The 21,854-nt window shown below is 32.0% G+C and carries 16 protein-coding genes and 1 other RNA gene; 9 read left to right on the top strand and 8 right to left on the bottom strand.

Features of this window, described 5'->3' with window-relative positions:
• Nucleotides 1-85: 85 nt before the first annotated feature.
• Nucleotides 86-1,111, bottom strand: a complete 1,026-nt coding sequence (locus ACIQ16_RS06455) for a threonine aldolase family protein (RefSeq protein ID WP_396149784.1) — start codon at nucleotides 1,109-1,111, stop codon at nucleotides 86-88.
• A gap of 46 nt (nucleotides 1,112-1,157) precedes the next feature.
• On the opposite strand from ACIQ16_RS06455, the gene prfB reads away from it, so the two are divergent.
• Nucleotides 1,158-2,253, top strand: a protein-coding gene (prfB, locus tag ACIQ16_RS06450; protein ID WP_353076602.1) for a peptide chain release factor 2 whose coding sequence is annotated in 2 segments (ribosomal slippage) — nucleotides 1,158-1,220 and nucleotides 1,222-2,253 — 1,095 coding nt in all. Because the reading frame shifts where the segments join, the coding sequence is not laid out codon by codon here.
• 100 nt (nucleotides 2,254-2,353) lie between these two features.
• Here the strand turns inward: prfB and ACIQ16_RS06445 are convergent.
• From ACIQ16_RS06445 to rnpB, 4 genes are all read right to left on the bottom strand, one after another.
• Complete coding sequence (locus tag ACIQ16_RS06445; protein WP_396149781.1) at nucleotides 2,354-4,897, bottom strand: zinc-dependent metalloprotease; 2,544 nt, start codon at nucleotides 4,895-4,897, stop codon at nucleotides 2,354-2,356.
• Nucleotides 4,898-5,054: 157 nt separating this feature from the next.
• Complete coding sequence (locus tag ACIQ16_RS06440) at nucleotides 5,055-6,686, bottom strand: anion permease (protein WP_396149778.1); 1,632 nt, start codon at nucleotides 6,684-6,686, stop codon at nucleotides 5,055-5,057.
• Nucleotides 6,687-6,695: 9 nt separating this feature from the next.
• Nucleotides 6,696-7,340 carry a DUF47 domain-containing protein gene (locus ACIQ16_RS06435; protein ID WP_396149776.1) on the bottom strand — a complete coding sequence of 215 codons (645 nt, stop codon included), beginning with the start codon at nucleotides 7,338-7,340 and terminating at the stop codon, nucleotides 6,696-6,698.
• Nucleotides 7,341-7,447: 107 nt separating this feature from the next.
• An RNA gene (rnpB, locus tag ACIQ16_RS06430) (RNase P RNA component class A) lies at nucleotides 7,448-7,760 on the bottom strand.
• Nucleotides 7,761-7,969: 209 nt separating this feature from the next.
• Between rnpB and dnaX the strand changes: the two genes are divergently transcribed.
• From dnaX to ACIQ16_RS06410, 4 genes are all read left to right on the top strand, one after another.
• The gene (gene dnaX / locus ACIQ16_RS06425) at nucleotides 7,970-9,055 is read left to right on the top strand and encodes a DNA polymerase III subunit gamma/tau (RefSeq protein ID WP_396149774.1); all 1,086 of its coding nucleotides are present in this window, start codon (nucleotides 7,970-7,972) and stop codon (nucleotides 9,053-9,055) included.
• Nucleotides 9,056-9,171: 116 nt separating this feature from the next.
• On the top strand, nucleotides 9,172-9,699 hold the full coding sequence (locus tag ACIQ16_RS06420; RefSeq protein ID WP_396149772.1) for a hypothetical protein: 528 nt from the start codon (nucleotides 9,172-9,174) through the stop codon (nucleotides 9,697-9,699).
• A 4-nt stretch (nucleotides 9,700-9,703) separates the two neighbouring features.
• A complete protein-coding gene (locus ACIQ16_RS06415) occupies nucleotides 9,704-11,332 on the top strand; it encodes an acyl-CoA carboxylase subunit beta (protein WP_396149769.1) in 1,629 nt (542 codons plus the stop codon).
• Between the two features lie 111 nt (nucleotides 11,333-11,443).
• A complete protein-coding gene (locus ACIQ16_RS06410) occupies nucleotides 11,444-13,072 on the top strand; it encodes a M1 family metallopeptidase (RefSeq protein WP_396149766.1) in 1,629 nt (542 codons plus the stop codon).
• Between the two features lie 18 nt (nucleotides 13,073-13,090).
• Here ACIQ16_RS06410 and ACIQ16_RS06405 read toward each other — a convergent pair whose 3' ends face one another.
• On the bottom strand, nucleotides 13,091-14,122 hold the full coding sequence (locus ACIQ16_RS06405; protein ID WP_396149764.1) for an AMP-binding protein: 1,032 nt from the start codon (nucleotides 14,120-14,122) through the stop codon (nucleotides 13,091-13,093).
• Nucleotides 14,122-15,024: a lysostaphin resistance A-like protein gene (locus ACIQ16_RS06400; RefSeq protein ID WP_396149762.1), complete on the bottom strand. Its 903-nt coding sequence runs from the start codon at nucleotides 15,022-15,024 to the stop codon at nucleotides 14,122-14,124. Before ACIQ16_RS06400 ends, ACIQ16_RS06405 begins: the two co-directional genes overlap by 1 nt.
• A 57-nt stretch (nucleotides 15,025-15,081) precedes the next feature.
• Here ACIQ16_RS06400 and ACIQ16_RS06395 point away from each other — a divergent pair, with 57 nt between their 5' ends.
• Both ACIQ16_RS06395 and ACIQ16_RS06390 read left to right on the top strand, forming a co-directional pair.
• Nucleotides 15,082-15,423 carry an ArsC/Spx/MgsR family protein gene (locus ACIQ16_RS06395; protein WP_396149760.1) on the top strand — a complete coding sequence of 114 codons (342 nt, stop codon included), beginning with the start codon at nucleotides 15,082-15,084 and terminating at the stop codon, nucleotides 15,421-15,423.
• 90 nt (nucleotides 15,424-15,513) lie between these two features.
• Nucleotides 15,514-17,964 carry a TonB-dependent receptor domain-containing protein gene (locus ACIQ16_RS06390; RefSeq protein ID WP_396149758.1) on the top strand — a complete coding sequence of 817 codons (2,451 nt, stop codon included), beginning with the start codon at nucleotides 15,514-15,516 and terminating at the stop codon, nucleotides 17,962-17,964.
• 58 nt (nucleotides 17,965-18,022) lie between these two features.
• Here ACIQ16_RS06390 and ACIQ16_RS06385 read toward each other — a convergent pair whose 3' ends face one another.
• Nucleotides 18,023-18,193, bottom strand: a complete 171-nt coding sequence (locus ACIQ16_RS06385; protein WP_353076616.1) for a hypothetical protein — start codon at nucleotides 18,191-18,193, stop codon at nucleotides 18,023-18,025.
• A 246-nt stretch (nucleotides 18,194-18,439) separates the two neighbouring features.
• Here ACIQ16_RS06385 and prfA point away from each other — a divergent pair, with 246 nt between their 5' ends.
• The gene (gene prfA, locus ACIQ16_RS06380) at nucleotides 18,440-19,513 is read left to right on the top strand and encodes a peptide chain release factor 1 (protein WP_396149755.1); all 1,074 of its coding nucleotides are present in this window, start codon (nucleotides 18,440-18,442) and stop codon (nucleotides 19,511-19,513) included.
• A 199-nt stretch (nucleotides 19,514-19,712) separates the two neighbouring features.
• Entirely contained in the window at nucleotides 19,713-21,851 is a 2,139-nt protein-coding gene (locus ACIQ16_RS06375; RefSeq protein WP_396149752.1) for a DUF5723 family protein, read from the top strand.
• The last annotated feature ends 3 nt before the right edge of the window (nucleotides 21,852-21,854 follow it).

Below are 21,854 nucleotides of genomic sequence, written 5' to 3'. Positions count from 1 at the left end.
TTAAGTGTTTTGTTTTTAAGAAAACATAGCTATGTAAGCTTAAGTTAAATGATTTTACAATTAAACTATGTTCCTATGTGTTTAATCAAAAACTAATTTTACTCAAAACTTCCATTACATAATCGTGCATTACTTGTTTGTAATCCAAGTGAGTAACCATTCGTAATTTACCTTGTCCCATATTGCTGATATTGATGTTTTTCTCTTTCAACTTATCAATAAACTGCGTTTCATTGACATCACTTTTCAGTTTAAAAATAACAATATTGGTTTCAATTGGTTCTACTTTATAAATAAAAGGTAGCGTTTCTAAAACACTTCCTAATTCTTTTGCCTTTTTGTGGTCTTCTTCTAATCGAGTAATGTTATTTTGTAATGCATACATTCCTGCCGCAGCTAAATAACCTGCTTGACGCATACCGCCACCAAATATTTTACGAATTCGAAGCGCGCGTTTCATATCTTCTTTTGTACCTAACAAAACCGAACCAACAGGTGCGCCTAAACCTTTAGATAAACATACTGAAATGGTATCAAACAATTCTCCATATACTTTTGGATGTTGTTTTTTTGCCACTAAAGCATTCCAAAGTCGGGCGCCGTCTAAATGGTATTTTAAATTATGTTTCGTGCAAACTTCTTTTATTTTTTTTAATTCTTCTATATCATAACAAGCGCCGCCGCCTTTATTTGTTGTGTTTTCTACACATACTAATTTCGTCATTGGTGCGTGATAAAACTCAGGATCATTTATAGCGTTTTCTACTTGTTCGGCGGTAATCATACCTCGATTTCCGTCAATTAAATTGCACGAAACACCGCTGTTAAAAGCTACTCCACCCGCTTCATATAAAAAAACGTGTCCCCATTTATCACAAATTAATTCGTCACCCGGATTGGTGTGTAATTTTATAGCAGTTTGATTTGCCATCGTTCCGGAAGGAAAAAACAAAGCGGCTTCTTTGCCAAATAAATCAGCTAAAGAGGCTTCCAATTCATTAACTGTCGGATCTTGTTTAAAAACATCATCACCCACTTTCGCGTTAAACATATATTGTAACATTTCTGGAGTGGGCTTGGTAACCGTATCGCTGAATAAATTAATTTCCATAAATCGTATAAATAGTCTATTTTTGTTGTGTAAAATTACAAATAAAATGGTAAATACCGAACAAATAAAAGACATTATTAATCGCCTTGGTGCGTTAAGGAGGTATCTTTGACGTTGATGCCAAGCTTGTAGAAATATCTAACGAAGAAGAAAAAACCTTTGCTCCCGACTTTTGGAACAATGCTAAACAAGCAGAAATTGTAGTACGAAATTTACGTTCGAAAAAGAAATGGGTAGACGACTACACCAATTGTGAAGATTTAGCTGAAGAATTGCAACTGACTTATGATTTTTATAAAGAAGACGCCGTTTCTGAAGAAGAATTAGATGCTATTTTTGAGAAAACAATCAACCATATTGAGGATTTAGAATTTAGAAATATGCTTTCGGAAGAAGGTGATAATTTAAGTGCTGTACTACAAATTACCGCAGGTGCTGGAGGAACAGAAAGTTGCGATTGGGCAAGCATGATGATGCGAATGTATTTGATGTGGGCCGAAAAACAAGGGTATAAAGTTAAAGAACTGAATTATCAAGAAGGCGATGCTGCAGGTATAAAAACCGTAACATTAGAAATTGAAGGCGATTTTGCTTTTGGATATTTAAAAGGAGAAAATGGCGTGCATCGTTTGGTACGAATTTCACCTTTTGATAGTAATGCCAAGCGCCATACTTCATTTGCTTCGGTGTATGTATATCCTTTAGTTGATGATACCATTGAAATTGAAATTAACCCTGCAGATATTGAAATTACCACAGCCCGTTCAAGTGGTGCTGGTGGACAAAATGTAAATAAAGTAGAAACTAAGGTTCAATTATATCACAAACCTTCAGGAATTCAGATTCAATGTTCCGAAACGCGTTCGCAACACGACAATAGGTCGCGTGCGTTACAAATGTTAAAATCGCAATTGTATGAAATTGAATTGAAGAAACAATTGGCACAACGGGACGACATTGAAGCCGGTAAAATGAAAATTGAATGGGGTTCGCAAATTAGAAATTACGTTTTACATCCCTACAAACTAATTAAAGATGTGCGTTCTGGATTTGAAACTTCCGATTCTGAAGCCGTCTTAAACGGTGAAATTGATGGGTTTTTAAAGGCCTATTTAATGATGATGGGACAAAAAGAAGACTAACAAATTAGATCAAAAAAATTCGACCTGTCGAGTTGTAAAACTTAACAGGTCGAATTAAACAACTCGACAGGTCGAGTTTAAAAGTTTAACAGGTCGAAATTTATTGCTTTGGTTTCATAGCATTTTCAATACGTGCAACCAAATCATTTAAGTGAAATTTAGTTAATCGATCTGTAGAAACAGCGCTTGCTTTTTTCAATTGAGCTTTTAATTCCACCAATTGTCCTTTAGCAATAGACGGAATATCAGTATCTAAGACACTAATTCTTTTTCCATCAAAATTTCCAGTAGCCGTTTTATCAGCTAACGCAACATCTATAACTCTACTCACAAATACTTTTTGAAGATTTCTTCTGTAAATATCAATAGCAGCATTCGATTTTAATTCTGAGAAAATACCTCTTCTTAAATCTGAAATTAATTCATCAACTGAATAATTGGCTTTGTTTAACGATGAAGTTTCAATTAATCGAACCAATCTATCATTTGATAATAAACTTGAAAGTGTTGCATCTTGCATACTTTTAATGGCATCCACACCAACATCGCCTTTTATTTTAGAAATGATATTTTGATTTAATAACCAAGTCGGTGTTTTAAACAATTGCTCATTTAAGAAAGCTACTGCTTCATTTTGAATTGCAGAAGGTGTAACTTCGTAGGCATTTCCTGCCATATCATAGGTTTTTGGGTTTTCATAAACACCACCTACGTTTTTAGTTACGTGACCCATATATCTTCTAAATTGTCCAACTAACGAATTATATAATCCTTCTAATTCTGAATAGTCTTCACCGTTTTCTTTACTCCATTCCGTTAAATTAGGTAAAATTCTTTTCAAATTTTTAATTCCATAAGCTGATGCTTTCATAGAATTATCTCCTAAATCTTCTGTTTGATAACGAGGATCGTATGGGTTTGTTTCTGTACCAAACCATAGTCTTCTGTCTTTGTAAGCGTCTTTTGTCATTTCATTTAACAATGCTTTTTCCACTTTTTCATCGGCAGCATCTTTAAAATAAGAATACCCCCATTTGATAGCCCATTTGTCATAATCGCCAATTCTCGGAAATAAATCTTTTACATTATCTTCTGGTTGTGCTACATAGTTGAAACGTGCATAATCCATAATTGATGATGTATGTCCGTTTTTCTTTTGGAACTCAGGATTTCTTAACATTTCTACTGGAGTAGCATTACTTGCTCCCATATTATGACGTAATCCAAGCGTGTGGCCTACTTCGTGAGCCGCCACAAAACGAATTAATTCGCCCATTAATTTGTCGTCTAATTTTTTATGTCTTGCATTTGGATCTACCGCCGCTGTTTGAATTAAATACCAATCGCGTAATAAACTCATAATATTGTGGTACCAACCAATATGACTTTCCATAATTTCACCCGTTCTTGGGTCGTGAACATTTGGTCCGTAAGCATTTTGAATTTCTGCAGCAAAATATCTTAATACAGAAAAACGTGCATCTTCTAAACTCATTGTTGGATCATTTTCTGGCCAATATTCACCACGAATGGCGTTTTTCCAACCTGCAAATTCAAATGCAGCTTGCCAATCATCGATACCTTGTTTGATAAACGGTTTCCATTTATCAGGTGTAGCAGGATCTAAATAATAAACGATTGGTTTCTTAGGTTCAATTAATTCGCCATTTTTTTGTTTTTGAGCATCTTCTTCATTTTTTGGTTCTAAACGCCATCTTACAGCAAAAACATCTGTATCTGCTTTTTGAGAATCTTCTTCAAAAACATCGTATCCATTGGCAAAATACCCCACTCTTTTATCGAATGTTCTTTTACGCATTGGGTTTTCTGGTAATAAAATAAACGATGTATTTAATTCCATAGTAACTACACCCGCATCAAGAGCGGCTGGAAAATCAACACCAATTTTAGGCATTGGCGTTCTTGAAATTTGAGGCGCTACAGTTGTAAACGTTTTGGTAGTTCTAATTTCTGTATTGATTGGAAAACTTTTTACAAATTGAATAAACGATTTGTCTTTTTGAAACGCCTGAATACTTAACATTTGCTTGTTAATTGAATTCAAAGAAAACGTTTGTAAATCAGAATCGAAAGCCGGAGTCATATCAATAACGCTAGCAACATTATTTTTCCCTGACTCGTCTTTTTTATACGCTAGAACATCATAAATACCAATAATTGGATCGGCACTTGAATTTTTTACTGACTTAGTAATTGGTTTGTCCTCATCTGGAGTCGTAATTACATACGTAATTGAACGTAAAATGATGGTGTTGTTTTGCCCTTTTTCAAAACGAACAACTTGTCTGTTAATTTCTTCTCCACCAAAAATTCCACCTCCAGCTGGAGTTTTAGAATATCTGGTGATGGTCATAATTTCTTTACCAATTAAAGCATCAGAAATTTCAAATAAATATTTGTCTGCCACTTTATGTACATCAATTAGACCTTTTTGCGTAACGGCTGTAGAGTCAATTACTTTTTTGTACGGTTTAGGTTCTTTTTTAGCCTCTGGTTTTTTTGAGTCTGCTGCTTGTGGTGGTGCAGGTGCATTTTTACTTTTTTGGTCTTTCTTTTGTGCCACACTATCAAAGGTGCCTAGAAGCAAAAAGCAAAATAAAATTTGTATTGATTTTTTCAACATAATGCTATTTTTTTGGTTAGTTATATATAAGACTCTAAATATACATTTATGTTACTTAAATGCTAAAAATTTTATGTTAATTTTAACAAATGATGAAACATAAAAAAAGCCGATTCTCTATTTTTGAAAATCGGCTTTTTTTATTAAAAATTTTATTTTATGAAAAGAAGGTAGTAACATAATAAAGTAACGCACCAATAATTGCAGATACAGGAATAGTTAGTATCCAAGCCCATAACAAACTTATTGTTACACCCCATCTTACCGCACTTAAACGTTTGGTCGCTCCTACTCCAATAATAGAACCTGTTATGGTATGGGTTGTTGATACTGGCACTCCCATTTGAGAAACCGTAAATAAGGTTAAAGCACCAGCTGTTTCAGAACAAACGCCTTCAAGAGGAGTTACTTTTGTAATTTTGGTTCCCATTGTTTTAACAATTTTCCAACCACCCATTAAAGTACCTGCACCAATCATTAAATAACAACCAAAGGCAATCCAAGTTGGCATAGTTTCTTTAGTAACTTTAGTTTCTAATTTGTGCCCTGCTAATAGATTCCCGTTTTCATCAATATACTTAGCGAAAATTTTAGCGTATTTGTATTTCGGATTAATTTTATTATCACTAAAAATCACTTCATTAGTAACAACATCTTTAACTTCTTTTTTATCAGAATATACTTCAAGTTTTGCCAGCTTTTTGGAAACTTTTTCAAAGTTATTTGCGTTTACTTTTTCATTTGCTAATGCTAATAAAAATGGATTCGTTTTAGCAACTTTAGTATTTAATTTTTCATCAGTATAAATAGTTTCGTTCGAGGAAACATCTACTATTTTATTACCATCTAAGTAAATTGTATCACTTCCAAAAACACCAACAGAAGGTTTAAATTTTTTCAAATTACCTTCTTCATTACTATATTTTATTTGTAAAATCTCAGTAGTATGTAATAAGTTATATTCTTTAACGAAATTAGGCATATCGTTATCTGTTCCGCCTCTGTAAGAATTTGCATATACAATACAAGCGGCACAAATAATACCCATTACTTTTTGAGAATCGGCACCACCGTGTCCTAATGAAAAAGCAGCTGAAGAAAGTAATTGTAATTTTTTATACATATTTCCTTCTTTGGTATGCGAAGGATTTTTACCGTGTACAATTTCGTACCAACAATATACTACAATAAACAATCCTAAAAGTACTCCAATAATCCAAATCATAATTGGTTTAATATCTAAAGCGTCTTTTAAGCTATACGTCACATAAACCGTTAGTACTGAAAGTAAAATTGAAATTGTTATTTTAATTACAAACTTTCTTTGAATGGTAACCATTGCAATCAAATAAGAAATTAGACCACCAATTACGGGAGCTAAAAATATAAATGCAACTGTTTTTAAAATTTCTGTAGAATTTAACACATCGAAACCAGCGTGAGCTACAGCAGCACCTCCAAATCCACCAATTAACGTATGAGAAGATGAAGATGGGATACCTAATTTCCAAGTTAATAAATTCCAAAGCGTTGCGGCTATAAGTCCGGCTAAAATAACCCAAAGTGTAATAGCAGAATTATCTACTGTTTTTGCTACTGTATTTCCTACACTCATATCGAACACCCAATAGGCAACTAAATTAAAAAAAGCAGCCCAAACTACAGCTTGTGTAGGCGTTAAAACCTTTGTAGAAACAACTGTTGCTATTGAATTGGCGGCATCGTGAAACCCGTTAACCAAATCAAAAAGCAAAGCAATTATTATAATTACTATTAAAAGTGCAAACATAGTACTTAATTAAGAGTGTTTAACTGCAACAGCTTCTAATACTCGTGCCACAGATTTACATTTATCTGTTGCTTTATCCAAAGAAGCTAATACTTCTTTATATTTAATAATATTTTTAACATCTGTTTCGTTTTCAAAAATATCTGAAATGGCTTTTTCAAAAACAGAATCTGATTTTCTATCTAATTTGTTGATTTTTTTCACGCATTCAAATACATTTTTAAAATCTTTCATTTCTTTCAATTCTTTTACAGATTCTGTAATTAATTGACAAGCCTCTAAATTAATTTCAGTAATTTTTCTAATCGATTTACTGATTTTTTCAACCTGATACATTCTAATTCTATTTGACGCCTCTTGAAGATTACTTGACACATCTTCAATAGTTGTCATTAAAGCATGAATATCTTCTCTATCAAACGGAGTAATAAAGTTTCTACTTAGCTCTAAATTCATTGTGTGAGATATTTTTTCAATATGTTCCTCTAATTCATCAATTTTTTTGAAATAAACATCTCTATCTTCTTTTGAAGCATTAGTTGCTTCATGTAAAAACTCAGAAAGTTTTGTCAATTTATGAGTTGCTTGATCAAATAAAGGAAAAAAAGTTTTGTCCTTCGGAGAGAAAAAATTTAAAATATCTTTTAAAGCCATTTTTTTTATTATTAAAATTTCGTTGCAAAAATAACACTCTAATATTAACTTAAAGTTAATTCGCCAAAAGTTATTAAGCAATTCAAAGTAAATTATTAACAAATTTTAAAAAAAGCAGACCTATAAGCCGGATTCTGTCTCCAATAAAATTGGAGCCTTATCATTTATCTAGTTCCGAAATTACTCGCGGAATCTATCTTTCTACCCTTCAACAACGGACGAGAAGCCCTTACATGCTGATATACTTGAAATTTCACCGCATAGAGTTTACCTGGTTTCACTACAGCTTAACCTGTACATACTTTCTGTTGCACTTGTCCTTACCGATAGGTATCGGCAGACGGGCGTTACCCGCTATGCTTCTCTGTGGTGTCCGGACTTTCCTCACCGATAAATCGGAGCGATAAGGCGGTCTGCTTGGCAAATATAATTTAAATTGGGCGTTTTTCATGAATTAAATTGATTTTCTGAATTAATTTTAGAAACACAGATTATAGAAATCATATAAATTTTATAAATTTCTTTAATCTGTATTGTAAAGTTTATGCCTAAAAAATTCTTAATAACTTTTTACTTTTCACTTTTGAGTTTTCACTTTTTAAATCTATATTTGCTATCAATAATACGTTATGGAACAATTTATAGTATCAGCCAGAAAGTACAGACCTCAAACATTTAAAGATGTTATTGGGCAACTTGCTATTACGAATACTTTGTTGCATGCCATTGAAAACAACCATTTAGCACAAGCACTACTTTTTACAGGACCTCGTGGTGTTGGAAAAACAACTTGTGCTAGAATATTAGCCAGAAAAATCAACCAAGAAGGATACGATGATCCAAATGAAGATTTCTCTTTCAATGTATTTGAATTAGATGCTGCGTCTAATAATGGTGTTGATGATATTAGAAGTATTATCGACCAAGTAAGAATACCTCCACAAACCGGCAAATATAAAGTGTACATAATTGATGAGGTGCACATGCTTTCAGCTTCGGCATTTAATGCGTTTTTAAAAACATTAGAAGAACCACCAAAGCACGCTATTTTTATTTTAGCTACGACTGAAAAACATAAAATTCTTCCTACCATATTGTCTCGTTGTCAAATATTCGATTTCAAACGAATTACGATAAACGATACAAAAGAATATTTAATGGAAATTGCACAAAATCAAAATGTGCAGTTTGAAGAAGAAGCGCTTCGAATCATTTCGCAAAAAGCTGATGGCGCCATGCGTGATGCCTTGTCTATATTTGACAGAGTAGTTTCGTATTGTGGAAATAATTTAACACGACAAGCAGTAGCTGAAAACTTAAACGTATTAGATTACGATTATTATATAAAAGTTACCGATTTAATTTTAGAGAACGATATTCCGCAATTACTTTTAACGTATAACGATATTTTATCGAAAGGATTTGACGGACACCACTTTGTTGCTGGTTTAGCTTCACACTTTAGAGATTTATTGGTTTGTAAAAATCCAGCAACACTTTCGTTGTTAGAAGTCAGTGAACAAACACAACAAGAATTTGCTGTTCAGGCACAAAAAGCTTCTCAAGAGTTTTTATTGCAAGGGATTTCTATTGCTAATGAGTGCGATTTAAAATATAAAGTGAGTCAAAACCAACGATTGTTTGTTGAACTTACACTTATGCAATTGGCTTCATTAACACATGATGCCGAAAAAAAAAAGCTAAATATTATATAATACCTTCTACTTTCTTTGATTCAACTCAAAAAAGTCAATCTCCACAAATATCAATTCAACCACCAGTTGTTTCAACACCTGAAATAAAAGCTGTTCCTCAGGAAGAAGTTCCAAATATGGAAGTAAAAGTGGAAGCGAAAATTGAACAAATACAACAAAAACTTACGCCTACAATAGATACCAATAATCGAATTTCTTCTTTATCTATTAAAGGATTAAAACAAAAAGCAGATGTTTCTAATTTAGCAAAATCAGAAACTTTATCTGTAGGCGAACATTTAGCCGATCCATTCACACAGGAAGATGCCATAAAACATTGGAATGATTTTATAGATGTTTTAGAAAATAAAGGAAAAAAATTATTTGCAAGTTATATGCGATTGAGCAAACCTGTATTAATGGGCACCAATATATTGTTAGAATTTCCAAATCAAGGTTCTAAAGAAGATTTTGAAAATACAAATTCAGAATTAATTAGCTACTTGAAAACCAATTTACGCAACTACGATGTTAAAATTAAAATAACGGTAATTGAAACCTACAAACCTAAGGTGATTTATACCAACGAAGAAAAATACAAACATTTTAAGGAGTTAAATCCTAACATAGAATTATTTAGACAAACTTTCGAATTAGACTTATAAAAAAATGGATATTAATTTCAATAAAAACGAAGACCACAACAAACTTTTGGTTTCAGATATGTTGCAAAAATTTGCGAAAGTAAAATTAGGCGGAGGACAAAAACGTATTGATAAATTACACGCTGAAGGCAAAATGACAGCCAGAGAGCGTATCGATTATTTATTGGACAGCAATGCCAAAAGTATTGAAATTGGTGGCTTTTTAGGAGAAGGTATGTACGAAGAACACGGCGGATGTCCGTCTGGCGGCGTAGTAATAAAAATAGGATATATTAAAGGTAAACAATGCATAGTAGTTGCCAATGATGCGACTGTAAAAGCTGGTGCTTGGTTTCCTATTACTGGAAAAAAGAATTTAAGAGCACAAGAAATTGCAATGGAAAATCGTTTGCCAATTATTTACTTGGTAGATTCGGCAGGGGTTTATTTACCTATGCAAGACGAAATATTTCCAGATAAAGAACATTTCGGCAGAATTTTCAGAAACAACGCCATTATGAGTAGCATGGGAATTACCCAAATTGCTGCCGTTATGGGAAGTTGTGTAGCCGGTGGCGCATATTTGCCAATTATGAGTGACGAAGCTTTAATTGTAGACAAAACAGGAAGTATTTTCTTAGCCGGAAGTTATTTAGTGAAAGCCGCAATTGGCGAAACCATTGATAATGAAACACTTGGTGGTGCAACCACACATTGTGAAATTTCTGGAGTAACCGATTTTAAAGCTAAAGATGATGCAGCTGCTTTAGACAGAATTAAAAGTATTGTTTCAAAAATTGGCGATTATGACAAAGCTGGATTTAACAGAGTAACTCCTGCAAAACCCGCATTAGAGCCCAAAGATATTTACGGAATTTTACCAAAATTACGTACGGATCAATATGATATGAATGAAATTATCAAGCGTTTGGTGGATAATTCAGAATTTGATGAATACAAAGCAGGTTACGGACAAACGATTATTACTGGTTATGCTAGAATTGAGGGTTGGGCTGTAGGAATTGTTGCGAATCAGCGTTTGGTTTCTAAAACTAAAAAGGGTGAAATTCAGTTTGGTGGTGTAATTTATTCGGAAAGTGCGGATAAAGCCACTCGATTTATTGCGAATTGTAACCAAAAGAAAATTCCGTTAGTCTTTTTACAAGACGTAACGGGTTTTATGGTAGGAAGTAAATCGGAACACGGTGGTATTATTAAAGATGGTGCCAAAATGGTGAATGCTGTAGCCAATTCTGTTGTGCCAAAATTTACAGTTGTAGTTGGAAATTCATACGGTGCAGGAAATTATGCTATGTGTGGAAAAGCTTACGACCCACGATTAATTTTTGCTTGGCCAAGTGCTGAGTTAGCCGTTATGGGTGGAACGCAAGCCGCAAAAGTACTCGCACAAATTGAAGCCGCTTCTTTAAAAAATAAAGGAGAAGTGGTAGATGAAGCCAAAGAAAAAGAATTATTTGATAAAATTAAAGCCAAATACGATGCACAAGTGTCACCGTATTATGCGGCTTCCAGATTATGGACCGATGCTATTATTGACCCATTAGATACCAGAACTTGGATTTCTATGGGAATTGAAGCCGCCAACCACGCGCCTATTGAAAAGAAATTTAATTTAGGGGTAATACAGGTTTAGTTGGCAGTGTTCAGTTATAAGTAATCAGTAAAAAAACGCAAACTTGTATTGCTGAAAGCATCATTATAATTAATTAATTACGTTTCATATTTTAAATTTACTTTCTTTACTATGAAAAAAATACTTCTATTTACCTTTTTTCTATTCGTTTTCAATCAAATTGAAGCGCAAGAATTTTCTCGTAAAGATTCGCTACAAGGTGGACTTCGTGAAGAAAGAACCTGTTATGATGTGTTGCGATATGATTTAGACATCAGAATTGATCCTGAAAAAAAATGGCTATTTGGTTCCAATACGATAACATTTAAAGTAGACGATGATACAAATAAAATCCAAGTAGATTTGTTTGAAAATATGATAATTGATGGTATAAGATTAGATAATATTCCTAAAATAGAATGTACAAGAGAATTTAACGCCGTATTTATTCATTTTCCGAAAACATTAAAAAAAGGTGAAACCCATAAATTAAGAATTTCGTACTATGGAAATCCTATAATTGCTAAAAATGCACCTTGGGATGGTGGTTTTGTATTTACAAAAGATAAAAAACAAAATCCTTGGATTGGTGTGGCTGTGCAAGGAACCGGTGCGAGTTTATGGTATCCGTGTAAAGATTCGCAAACGGATGAACCAGATAATGGCGCCAGTATAAAAGTAGCCGTACCAAACGGATTAATGAATGTTTCCAACGGAAGATTTTTAGGTTCAACCGATTTAAAAGACGGCTACACACGTTGGGATTGGGAAGTAAAAAATCCTATTAACAATTATGATATTACAGTAAATATTGCCGATTATGTTCATATTCACGATAATCACGAAGGTCTGGATTTAGATTATTATGTGTTGCGATACAACGAAGAAACAGCTCGTAAACATTTTGACAATGATGTAAAACCTATGATGAATTGCTTTCAAAGTAAATTTGGAAAATATCCGTTTTTTGAAGATGGTTATAAATTAGTGGAAACGCCTTATTTAGGTATGGAACACCAAAGTGCTGTCGCATACGGAAACAAGTACAAAAAAGGGTATCTTGGAATGGATTTATCTGGTACAGGAGCTGGATTATTTTTCGATTATATTACGATTCACGAAACAGGACACGAATGGTTTGGTAACAGCATTACAAGTAAAGACATCGCAGATATGTGGATTCACGAAGGCTTTACAACCTACACAGAAACCGTTTTTATTGAATGTATTAAAGGATATGAGGAAGCCATTAAATATGTAAACGGACAATCAAGAAGTGTACGAAACGACCGTCCAATTATTGGTCAATTTGGTGTAAACCGAGAAGGAAGTGGCGATATGTATTACAAAGGTGCCTTAATGCTGAATACCATTAGACATATTATTAATGATGATGTAAAATGGTGGAAATTACTTTACGATTACTCTGAAACCTTCAAAAAACAAATTATTGATACGAAAACAGTAATTGATTTCTTTAATAAAGAAAGCGGTATCGATTTAACTTCTGTATTTCAGCACTATTTAACGACTACAAAAATTCCAAAATTAGTACTCTCAAAATCTGGCAATACACTGAATTATAAATGGGAAAATGTAACTGCCGATTTTAAAATGCCCGTTGATATTATCATTAACGAAAAAACAATTCGTTTACAAGTCACTACTGAAAATCAAGAGCTTAAAGTGGATAAAAAGGTAGTATTGGAAGACGTTACAGTAAAAACCAATCAGTTTTATATTAAGGTAGAAAGAAAATAATCCTTTGAAAAGTATTTGTTACACTAATTTTTCCAATGTTTTCTTTCTGTTGATTTTTTGCGTTTCTGTTCTTTTAAATGACTTTAAAAACAGAATTTCTTTAGGTATTTGATATTTTGATAATTCTGAAAACACACTATTATCAATAGCAAACGGAGTGGCTTCAAGCACAAGAATTACTTTTTCGCCTAAAATTTCATCTGGTTTACTGACTACAAAAAATGGAACTGAAATGAATTTAGCAAGTATTTCTTCTACTTCTTCAGGAAAAATTTTAATACCACCAGAATTAATTACATTGTCAATTCGTCCTTTTAACACAAATTGAGTTGCATTCAAGATTTCTACAATATCGTTTGTAATAATTTTTTCCTTAGACAGTTCTACTGCTTCAACCACCAAACAATTTCTTTCATCTACAGATATTATTACATTTGGTAAAACTTTAAATGCCTTTGAACCTATTTTCTTTATGGCAATATGCGAAATGGTTTCTGTCATTCCATACGATTCAAAAGCGTTACAATTGGTTTTTAGAATACTTTCTGATAAAGTATAACTCACTTTTGTACCGCCAATTAATAGGTTTTCAACCAAATGTAATTTTGAAATTGATTTTTGTACCTGCAAAGGAACCATTGCAATAAAATTGTATTTTTTTGTAACTAATAAAGTACTTGTTGGATCAATTGTATCTAAATGCAATCCTAAAGTAATTGCACGCACCAACATCATTTTTCCAGCAATATAATTGGCTGACAAACATAACAAAGCGGTGTTTTTTGGTTGTAATTTAAAAAACAAACCTGTAGCTTTCGCCGAAGCTATCATTGCCGATTTTTGAAGAACAATTTGCTTTGGTATTCCTGTAGAACCAGACGTTTGGACAAAAACAAATGATTCATTACTTAGCCAATCTATAAGGAATTTTCCAATTTCTTTTTCAAATAATTGTCCGTTTTCTTTTAAATATAATGCTTCAGATAAAAGTTCTATATAAGTAAAACTTTTTCCGTTTAATTTAAAATCGGGATGAATAATTTGACTCATTATTCTGATACTTGTATTGGTTTTATATTTCCAAAAAGTCTTTCTTTCCAATTGCTCCATTTGTACTTTTTAGAAAAAATATAAAGTAAAATTGGAAAAAACACTAATATCGGTATGAAAATTTGAAAATTAGCACTTGGAACTGAAATATCTTTTAAAATAGAATGCGTTTGAAATGCCGACCAATCTGAAGTAACCAACAACGCACCAATTAAATTATTAGCTGCGTGAAATCCTAATGCCAATTCTAAACCTTCATCCATTAAAGTTAAAATTCCTAAAAACAAACCTGTTCCAATATAATAAAACATAATAATCATCCCCAGTTTATCAACTTCTGGGTTGCCAATATGCATTATTCCAAATAAAAATGAAGTAACCAATAATGGCACCCATCTAGTTTTTGTAGCTAAACCTAATCCCTGAAGCATATGTCCACGAAATAAATATTCTTCAAAACTCGCTTGAAAAGGAATTAAAACGAAAGCCAATATTACAAATACAGCAAATTTTTCAGGATTAAATTGAATTACAAAATCTTCTGGAGCGGTATAATAGCCTATAATGGTTGTAATTATCGTAATGCCTCCCCAAACTCCAAATGAGAAAAAAACTCTAGACCAGTCAATTTTTGGACGAGATGTAGTCAATATGCGTAAGGAATTATTTTGAATGAATTTGTTATAAAACAAAACTATAAATAACAAAAATGATAATGGCGCTACTAGCATTACAAAAGTGCCATTTATTCCATACTTTTCAATCGTTTTTTTCATCACTTCATTGGTATCAACACCTTCTGATGAAATAAAAATTGTTACCATTAAAGCTAAAAAAAGAAATGGAATTATAGTATAAGACCATAAATTAATTTTAAACTTTTGCAATTGTTCTATATACATATTACGGTTTTTTAAGTCCACTAAATTACAATTATTACCTTTGTAAAAAAAATATTTATGCTAACTATATATCACAACAAAAGATGTTCAAAATCCAGAGAAGGTGTTTGTTTTTTAGAAAACCTTAAAATACCCTTTGAAACCATACATTATCTGGAAAAATCGCTTACTTACACTGAGTTAGAAACAATTATTAAAAAATTAAAAATCAAGCCAATTGAATTGGTAAGAGTTAAGGAAAAAGATTGGATTGAAAATTTTAAAGGCAAAAATTTGACAGATAAAGCAACAATTGAAGCTATGCTGCAATACCCAAAACTAATAGAAAGACCTATCGTAATTAATGAGGAAAAAGCGGTAATTGCAAGACCTTCAGAATTGATAAACACAATTTTATAAAATGATTTAACATAGTTTTAATACTTGTTTGAATCCAGAACACTACATTTGTACTGTAAAATGTCACAAAATATGTTATTTAAAAAATCAATGCTGCTACTAACTTTCTTATTTGTTAGTACTACAGCCATCTCTCAAATTTCGTTAAAAAAAGTAATTATTACTGGTAAAATTATCGATAAAGAAACTACAAAACCTATTGAATTCGCTGTAATTACGATTTCAAAATCAGATACTAAAAAAATTATTACTGGAGGTACTTCAGATGCAAATGGAAATTTTAGCATCGAATTAAACAACGGAATGTATAATTTTAAATATGAATTTCCTGGATTTAAAACTCAAGAAAAACTAAATCAAACTATAGCTTCAGATACCAATTTGGGAAATATAGCCTTAGAATCTGATTCGAATCAAATTGAAACCGTCGTAATTCGAAGTGAAAAAACGTCGGTTGACATTAAATTAGACAAAAAGGTATATAATGTTGGTCAAGATTTAATGGTTAAAGGCGGAACGGTAAGTGACGTTTTAGATAATATACCAAGTGTAGCGGTTGATGTTGAAGGGAATATTAGTTTGCGTGGTAATGAAAGTGTTCGTGTTTTAATTGATGGAAAGCCTTCAACAGCTATAAATGTTGCCGATGCCTTACGAATGCTACCTGCAGATGCTATTGAAAAAGTAGAAGTAATTACCAATCCATCAGCGCGATATGATGCTGAAGGTGGTGGTGGTATTTTAAATATTATCCTTAAAAAAGGAAAAAATAAAGGAATCAACGGAACAGTAATTGCAACTGCTGGTGATCCAAAAAATCAAGGTATTTCTGCAAATATTAATTCAAAATCAGACACATATAACTTATTTGCAACTATAGCTTATAATGACAGAAATAATCCAGGAAATACCAAAATCAATCAAGAAAATTTTGTGGCAAATACCTATATTGAAGAGCGTAGAAATGCCAATAGATTTAGCGATGGAGTCAATGTTAATTTTGGTATGGAAGTATTTCTAAACAAAGACAAATCGGCAACTTGGACAAATAGTATCAATTATAGAAACAACGACGGTAAAAATTTTGAAGATGTAACCTACAAAAATTATACTTTAAATAGAAGTAACTTTTTATTTACGCGTTTCAGAGACAACCAATCACTTTCTAGAAATGAAGCAGTAGAATACACTTCTAATTTTATAAAGAAATTTAAAAAGGATGGACACAAATTAACAATTGACGCTTCCTTTTCATTAAATGAAGAAGATGAATTTTCAACTATTTATGGAAGTATTTTAGAAACAAATACATTTGTATCGGACGAAACAACTTCAAAAATTGGAAGACAAACTAGAAATTTAATTCAAGCTGATTACGTTTTACCAATTACCAAAGATTTACAATTTGAAGCAGGATATAGAGGAAGTTATACTAATTCTACTAGTAATTATGAAGTATTGGAACGAATAAATCAGAACAGTCCTTATACTAATATTCCTGGTTTTACTAATAATTTTGAGTACATCGAGAATGTAAGCGCTATTTATACTCAATTAGGAACTAAATTCTTTAAAAAGTTATCTGTTTTAGGAGGATTACGATTGGAAAATACCAATTTGGAAATCAATCAGTTATTGACAAACGACTTAAACTCTAGAAATTATAGCAATTTTTTTCCAAGTTTGTTTTTAACATATGAATTAAATAACGATTCAAACATTTCCTTAAATTATAGCAAAAGAATTACCCGCCCTAGAGATAGATATATTAATCCGTTTTCTTCGTACACTAGTAATATCAATTTATATATTGGAGAGCCAAAATTAAATCCGTCATTTACCGATGCTTTTGATATTGGCTATTTAAGAAAATGGGATAAAATTACATTAAGCACCTCTGCGTATTATAATCATACTACTGATTCTTTCCAAACAGTACGAAAAGAAAGCGGTCAGTTTATAAATGGAATTCCAGTAATTTTAAATACGCCTTTTAATTTAGGTGAAGACAATAGAATTGGTATGGAAGTAACCTTTAATTATAGTGTAAAAAAATGGTGGAAATTAAATTCAAACGTAAACTATTTTTACAATGAAACGAAAGGAAATTATCAATTTATAAATTCTAATAATACTTTGGTAAATCAAAATTTCAATTTCAAATCCAGTACTTGGACTGCTCGATTAACGTCTAAAATTAATTTACCTTATAAAATTGATTGGCAAACTAACGGAACGTATAACGCTGGACAAAAAACAGCACAAGGAAAAACAATAGGAATTGCAAGTATGAATTTGGCTTTTAGTAAAGATGTTTTAAAAGAAAAAGCTACCATTTCACTTAATGTGAGTGACGTTTTTAATTCAAGAAAAAGAATTCAAGATTTACAATTGCCAACTGTAAATTCATATAGCGAAATGCAATGGAGGGTTCGACAAGTAACGGTTTCGTTTACCTACCGATTTAATAAACTGAAAAATGAAAAAGAAATAAAACCAAAAAGCCTTGAACAACAAGAAGGCGGTGGCGGAGAATTCTAATACAAAATAAAAAAATCCCGATTCGTACGAATCGGGATTTTTTATTAACTTAAGAAAATTACTTTTCTTGTTCAGCTAATTTTTTTGCTTTCTTTTCTTTGTATAATTCTATTAATGATCCGCCAATCCAATATTGAACAAATCCTACAAGAAAAAACATTAACCAAAAACCTATAGTTAAAATGGTTAAGAAAAGTATAAAGCCTAAATACTGTTGAAATTCAAACATATTTTCCGGAATTTTATTTGTGAATTCTTGTCAAAGATAAATCATAAATTTATTTTTAACAAATAATATCTTTTTTTTAATACTATTTTCTAAATTATACTTTAAAAACAAAAAATAAAATTAAATAGTTGGCAGTAGAAAAGCAGTTTAGTGCTATTCAATTTAGAAACATATTTCTACAAATCGCAATAAACTATATAACAGATTACTTTTTTTTGTAACTTTGCATTCCAAAATAATGAAGACATGTTAGACAGATTACAATATGTAAAACAACGTTTCGACGAAATATCAGATTTAATTATTCAACCTGATGTTATTGCCGACCAAAAGCGTTATGTACAATTAAACCAAGAATACAAAAGTTTAAATGCGTTAGTTCAAAAACGTGAAGAATATATTAATCTTGATGCTAATATTAAAGAAGCACAAGAAATAATTGCAGATGGTTCTGATGCCGAAATGGTAGAAATGGCAAAAATGCAATTAGAAGAAGCCAAAGAACGTTTGCCTCAATTGGAAGAAGAAATCAAATTTATGTTGATTCCTAAAGATCCAGAAGACGCGAAAAACGTAATGGTTGAAATTCGTGCCGGTACTGGTGGTGATGAAGCGTCTATTTTTGCAGGAGATTTATACAGAATGTATACTAAATATTGCGAAGGTCGCGGTTGGAAATGTTCCGTTGTAGATATGAGTGATGGAACTTCTGGTGGCTTTAAAGAGGTAATTTTTGAAGTAACTGGAGAAGATGTTTATGGCGCCTTAAAATACGAAGCTGGTGTACACCGCGTACAACGTGTTCCTCAAACAGAAACACAAGGTCGTGTTCACACTTCAGCAGCTACTGTTATGGTTTTACCAGAAGCGGAAGAATTTGACGTGCAAATTGATATGAATGATGTTCGTGTAGATTTCTTCTGTTCATCAGGTCCTGGAGGTCAATCAGTAAATACTACTAAATCGGCAGTTCGTTTAACGCACATTCCATCTGGATTGGTAGCGCAATGTCAGGATCAAAAATCGCAACATAAAAATAAAGATAAAGCGTTAACTGTTTTACGCTCTCGTTTGTACGAACAAGAATTGGCAAAAAAACAAGAGGAAGATGCGAAAACGCGAACTTCTCAAGTAAGTTCGGGTGACCGTTCGGCTAAAATTAGAACGTACAATTACCCTCAAGGTCGTGTAACTGACCATAGAATTGGTGTTGACGTTTTTGATATGGACGGAGTAATGTCAGGTAAAATTCATAAATTTATTGATGAATTGCAATTGGTTGCTAATACTGAAAAGTTAAAAGAATCGGAAGCATATTAAGAATTTACGATTTGGGATTTACGATTTACGATTTATAAAAACTCTGGATTTTTTCAGAGTTTTTTTTTATTTTATAGGGAAATTTTTCAATAACTGTTTAATTTTCAGAAAAAGAGAGAGATAAATCAAAGCGTTTTTATTAAATTTACTACTTCAATTTAATTAAAACACTATTTATAACTTATTAAATTTTACTCATATGAAAACAAAATTTCTAATCGTTATTGCTTTATTTAGTATCAGTTATACTAATGCACAGAGTTACTTTGGCTATTTAAATGATAACTATGCTGGAGTACATTCAGTACTTAACAATCCAGCAAATATTGTTGATAGTCGATTTCGAGCTGACATCAACTTATTTTCATTTAGCGCATTAGCTACAAACGATTATTATGGTGTGAAATTTTTTGACTTATTAAAAAGTGATTATAATTTCGAAAGAGATGCGAAGCAATATCCAACTAATTCTAATAATTTTTTGTTAAACTATGATGTTTTTGGACCTTCATTTATGTTTAACTTAAACAAAAAAAGTTCAATAGCACTATTCACAAGAGTTAGAGGAATTTCGCATTTAAGCAATATTAACGGTAATACATTAAATGATGTTCAAGATGGAAACAATGTAAGCTACCAAGTAAACAATCAAAATTTTAGTATTGCCTCTAATTCTTGGGGAGAATTAGGATTGTCTTATGCCAGAATTATAATGGATAAAGGCCAACATTTCTTAAAAGGTGGTTTTTCTGCAAAATACTTAGTCGGTGTTTATTCGGGTTATGCTAAAGCAAACAATATTAATATGGCGTTTAATTATACAGGCAATCCAAATACAAGCACCTATACATCTTCAGGAAGTTTAGAAGTGGGGAATTTGAATTCACTTGATAATTTTGATAATCCTACAGATAATATTGGAACTGGTTTTGGAGCTGATTTAGGATTTACATACGAATATCGTCCAGATTATCAAAAATATAAAAACCCCAATAGTGATAGTAAAACAAACTATTTCAAAGATCAAAACAAATACAAATTTAAATTAGGTTTTTCTATAACTGACATTGGTGCTATTAATTATAATGATGCAACTGTAAGTTTTTATAACGTAAACACTACATATACTGACGCACAGTACAATGCTAATTCAAATTTTGATAATTTATACACTACGATTAATCAAACAAAATCAGTTAAATTTAAATTACCAACTGCCATTCATTTAAATGCAGATTGGAAAATGAATAAACGTTTTTATTTGAATTTAAATACTGATTTTAGTGCTGTTTCAGCAGCAGACAAAAACTCTTCATACATAAATAACAATGTAAGCCTAACGCCTCGTTATGAAGTAAAATGGTTGAGTTTATTCACGCCAATTAGTTATTTAGAATATTCTGGCTTACAAGCTGGTTTTGGATTTAGAGTGGGACCATTATTTGTAGGTTCAGGATCAATTGTAAGCGCTATGCTTTCTGAAACTAAAGCAATTGATGCACATTTAGGATTAAAAGTTCCAATTTACCAAAACAAAATTAAAGATATTGATTTTGATGGAATTAAAGACAAAGACGATAATTGTCCAGATGTTGCCGGACCAGTTGAAAACAAAGGTTGTCCTTGGGGCGATGCTGATAATGATGGCTTAACAGATAATTTAGACAAATGTCCGAAAGAATTTGGACCATCAGAAAATAACGGTTGTCCTTGGACAGATAAAGATGGTGACAAAGTTTTAGATAAAGATGATAGTTGTCCAGATGTTGTTGGTGCTGTTGAAAATAAAGGTTGTCCTTGGGGAGATGAAGACAAAGATGGTATTACTGATAATTTAGACAAATGTCCTACTCTGTTTGGAGAAAAAGACAATAACGGTTGTCCTTACACAGATAAAGATGGTGACAAGGTTTTAGATAAAGACGACAAATGTCCAGATGTGGTTGGAACTATTGAAAACTATGGTTGTCCAGTTATTGATACTAAAGTGATCAAAAAATTAAATGATTATTCTAAATCCGTATTATTCAATTCTGGAAAAGCAACTATATCAGCAAATTCTTATGCAACTTTAGACGCTATGACTGAAATTATGAAAGAATATGAAGCCACGAACTTTAGCATTGAAGGTCATACGGATAATGTTGGGAAACCAGAAAGTAACGTAGAGCTTTCTGCAGAAAGAGCTTTAGCAATCAAAACATATTTAATTTCGAAAGGAATAAACGAAAACAGATTGAATTCTCAAGGATTTGGAGCAGCCAAACCAATTGCTTCAAACAAAACTGCGGCTGGAAAAACCGCTAATAGAAGAGTCGAAATCAAAGTTATTCAATAAGCT

It is taken from the genome of Flavobacterium sp., from assembly GCF_044360715.1.
Lineage (GTDB): Bacteria > Bacteroidota > Bacteroidia > Flavobacteriales > Flavobacteriaceae > Flavobacterium.
The sequence above is the reverse complement of the archived record's forward strand: the minus strand, read 5'-3'. Positions and strand labels throughout refer to the sequence as shown.

What these genes read in the sequence shown, in the direction of transcription:
- ACIQ16_RS06395 (WP_396149760.1), top strand. Translation starts at nt 15,082, where the DNA reads ATGCTAACTATATATCACAACAAAAGATGTTCAAAATCCAGAGAAGGT.
- dnaX (WP_396149774.1), top strand. Translation starts at nt 7,970, where the DNA reads ATGGAACAATTTATAGTATCAGCCAGAAAGTACAGACCTCAAACATTT.
- ACIQ16_RS06410 (WP_396149766.1), top strand. Translation starts at nt 11,444, where the DNA reads ATGAAAAAAATACTTCTATTTACCTTTTTTCTATTCGTTTTCAATCAA.
- ACIQ16_RS06375 (WP_396149752.1), top strand. Translation starts at nt 19,713, where the DNA reads ATGAAAACAAAATTTCTAATCGTTATTGCTTTATTTAGTATCAGTTAT.
- ACIQ16_RS06415 (WP_396149769.1), top strand. Translation starts at nt 9,704, where the DNA reads ATGGATATTAATTTCAATAAAAACGAAGACCACAACAAACTTTTGGTT.
- ACIQ16_RS06455 (WP_396149784.1), bottom strand. Translation starts at nt 1,111, where the DNA reads ATGGAAATTAATTTATTCAGCGATACGGTTACCAAGCCCACTCCAGAA.
- ACIQ16_RS06440 (WP_396149778.1), bottom strand. Translation starts at nt 6,686, where the DNA reads ATGTTTGCACTTTTAATAGTAATTATAATAATTGCTTTGCTTTTTGAT.
- ACIQ16_RS06420 (WP_396149772.1), top strand. Translation starts at nt 9,172, where the DNA reads ATGGAAGTAAAAGTGGAAGCGAAAATTGAACAAATACAACAAAAACTT.
- ACIQ16_RS06405 (WP_396149764.1), bottom strand. Translation starts at nt 14,122, where the DNA reads ATGAGTCAAATTATTCATCCCGATTTTAAATTAAACGGAAAAAGTTTT.
- ACIQ16_RS06385 (WP_353076616.1), bottom strand. Translation starts at nt 18,193, where the DNA reads ATGTTTGAATTTCAACAGTATTTAGGCTTTATACTTTTCTTAACCATT.
- ACIQ16_RS06390 (WP_396149758.1), top strand. Translation starts at nt 15,514, where the DNA reads ATGCTGCTACTAACTTTCTTATTTGTTAGTACTACAGCCATCTCTCAA.
- ACIQ16_RS06400 (WP_396149762.1), bottom strand. Translation starts at nt 15,024, where the DNA reads ATGTATATAGAACAATTGCAAAAGTTTAAAATTAATTTATGGTCTTAT.
- ACIQ16_RS06435 (WP_396149776.1), bottom strand. Translation starts at nt 7,340, where the DNA reads ATGGCTTTAAAAGATATTTTAAATTTTTTCTCTCCGAAGGACAAAACT.
- prfA (WP_396149755.1), top strand. Translation starts at nt 18,440, where the DNA reads ATGTTAGACAGATTACAATATGTAAAACAACGTTTCGACGAAATATCA.
- ACIQ16_RS06445 (WP_396149781.1), bottom strand. Translation starts at nt 4,897, where the DNA reads ATGTTGAAAAAATCAATACAAATTTTATTTTGCTTTTTGCTTCTAGGC.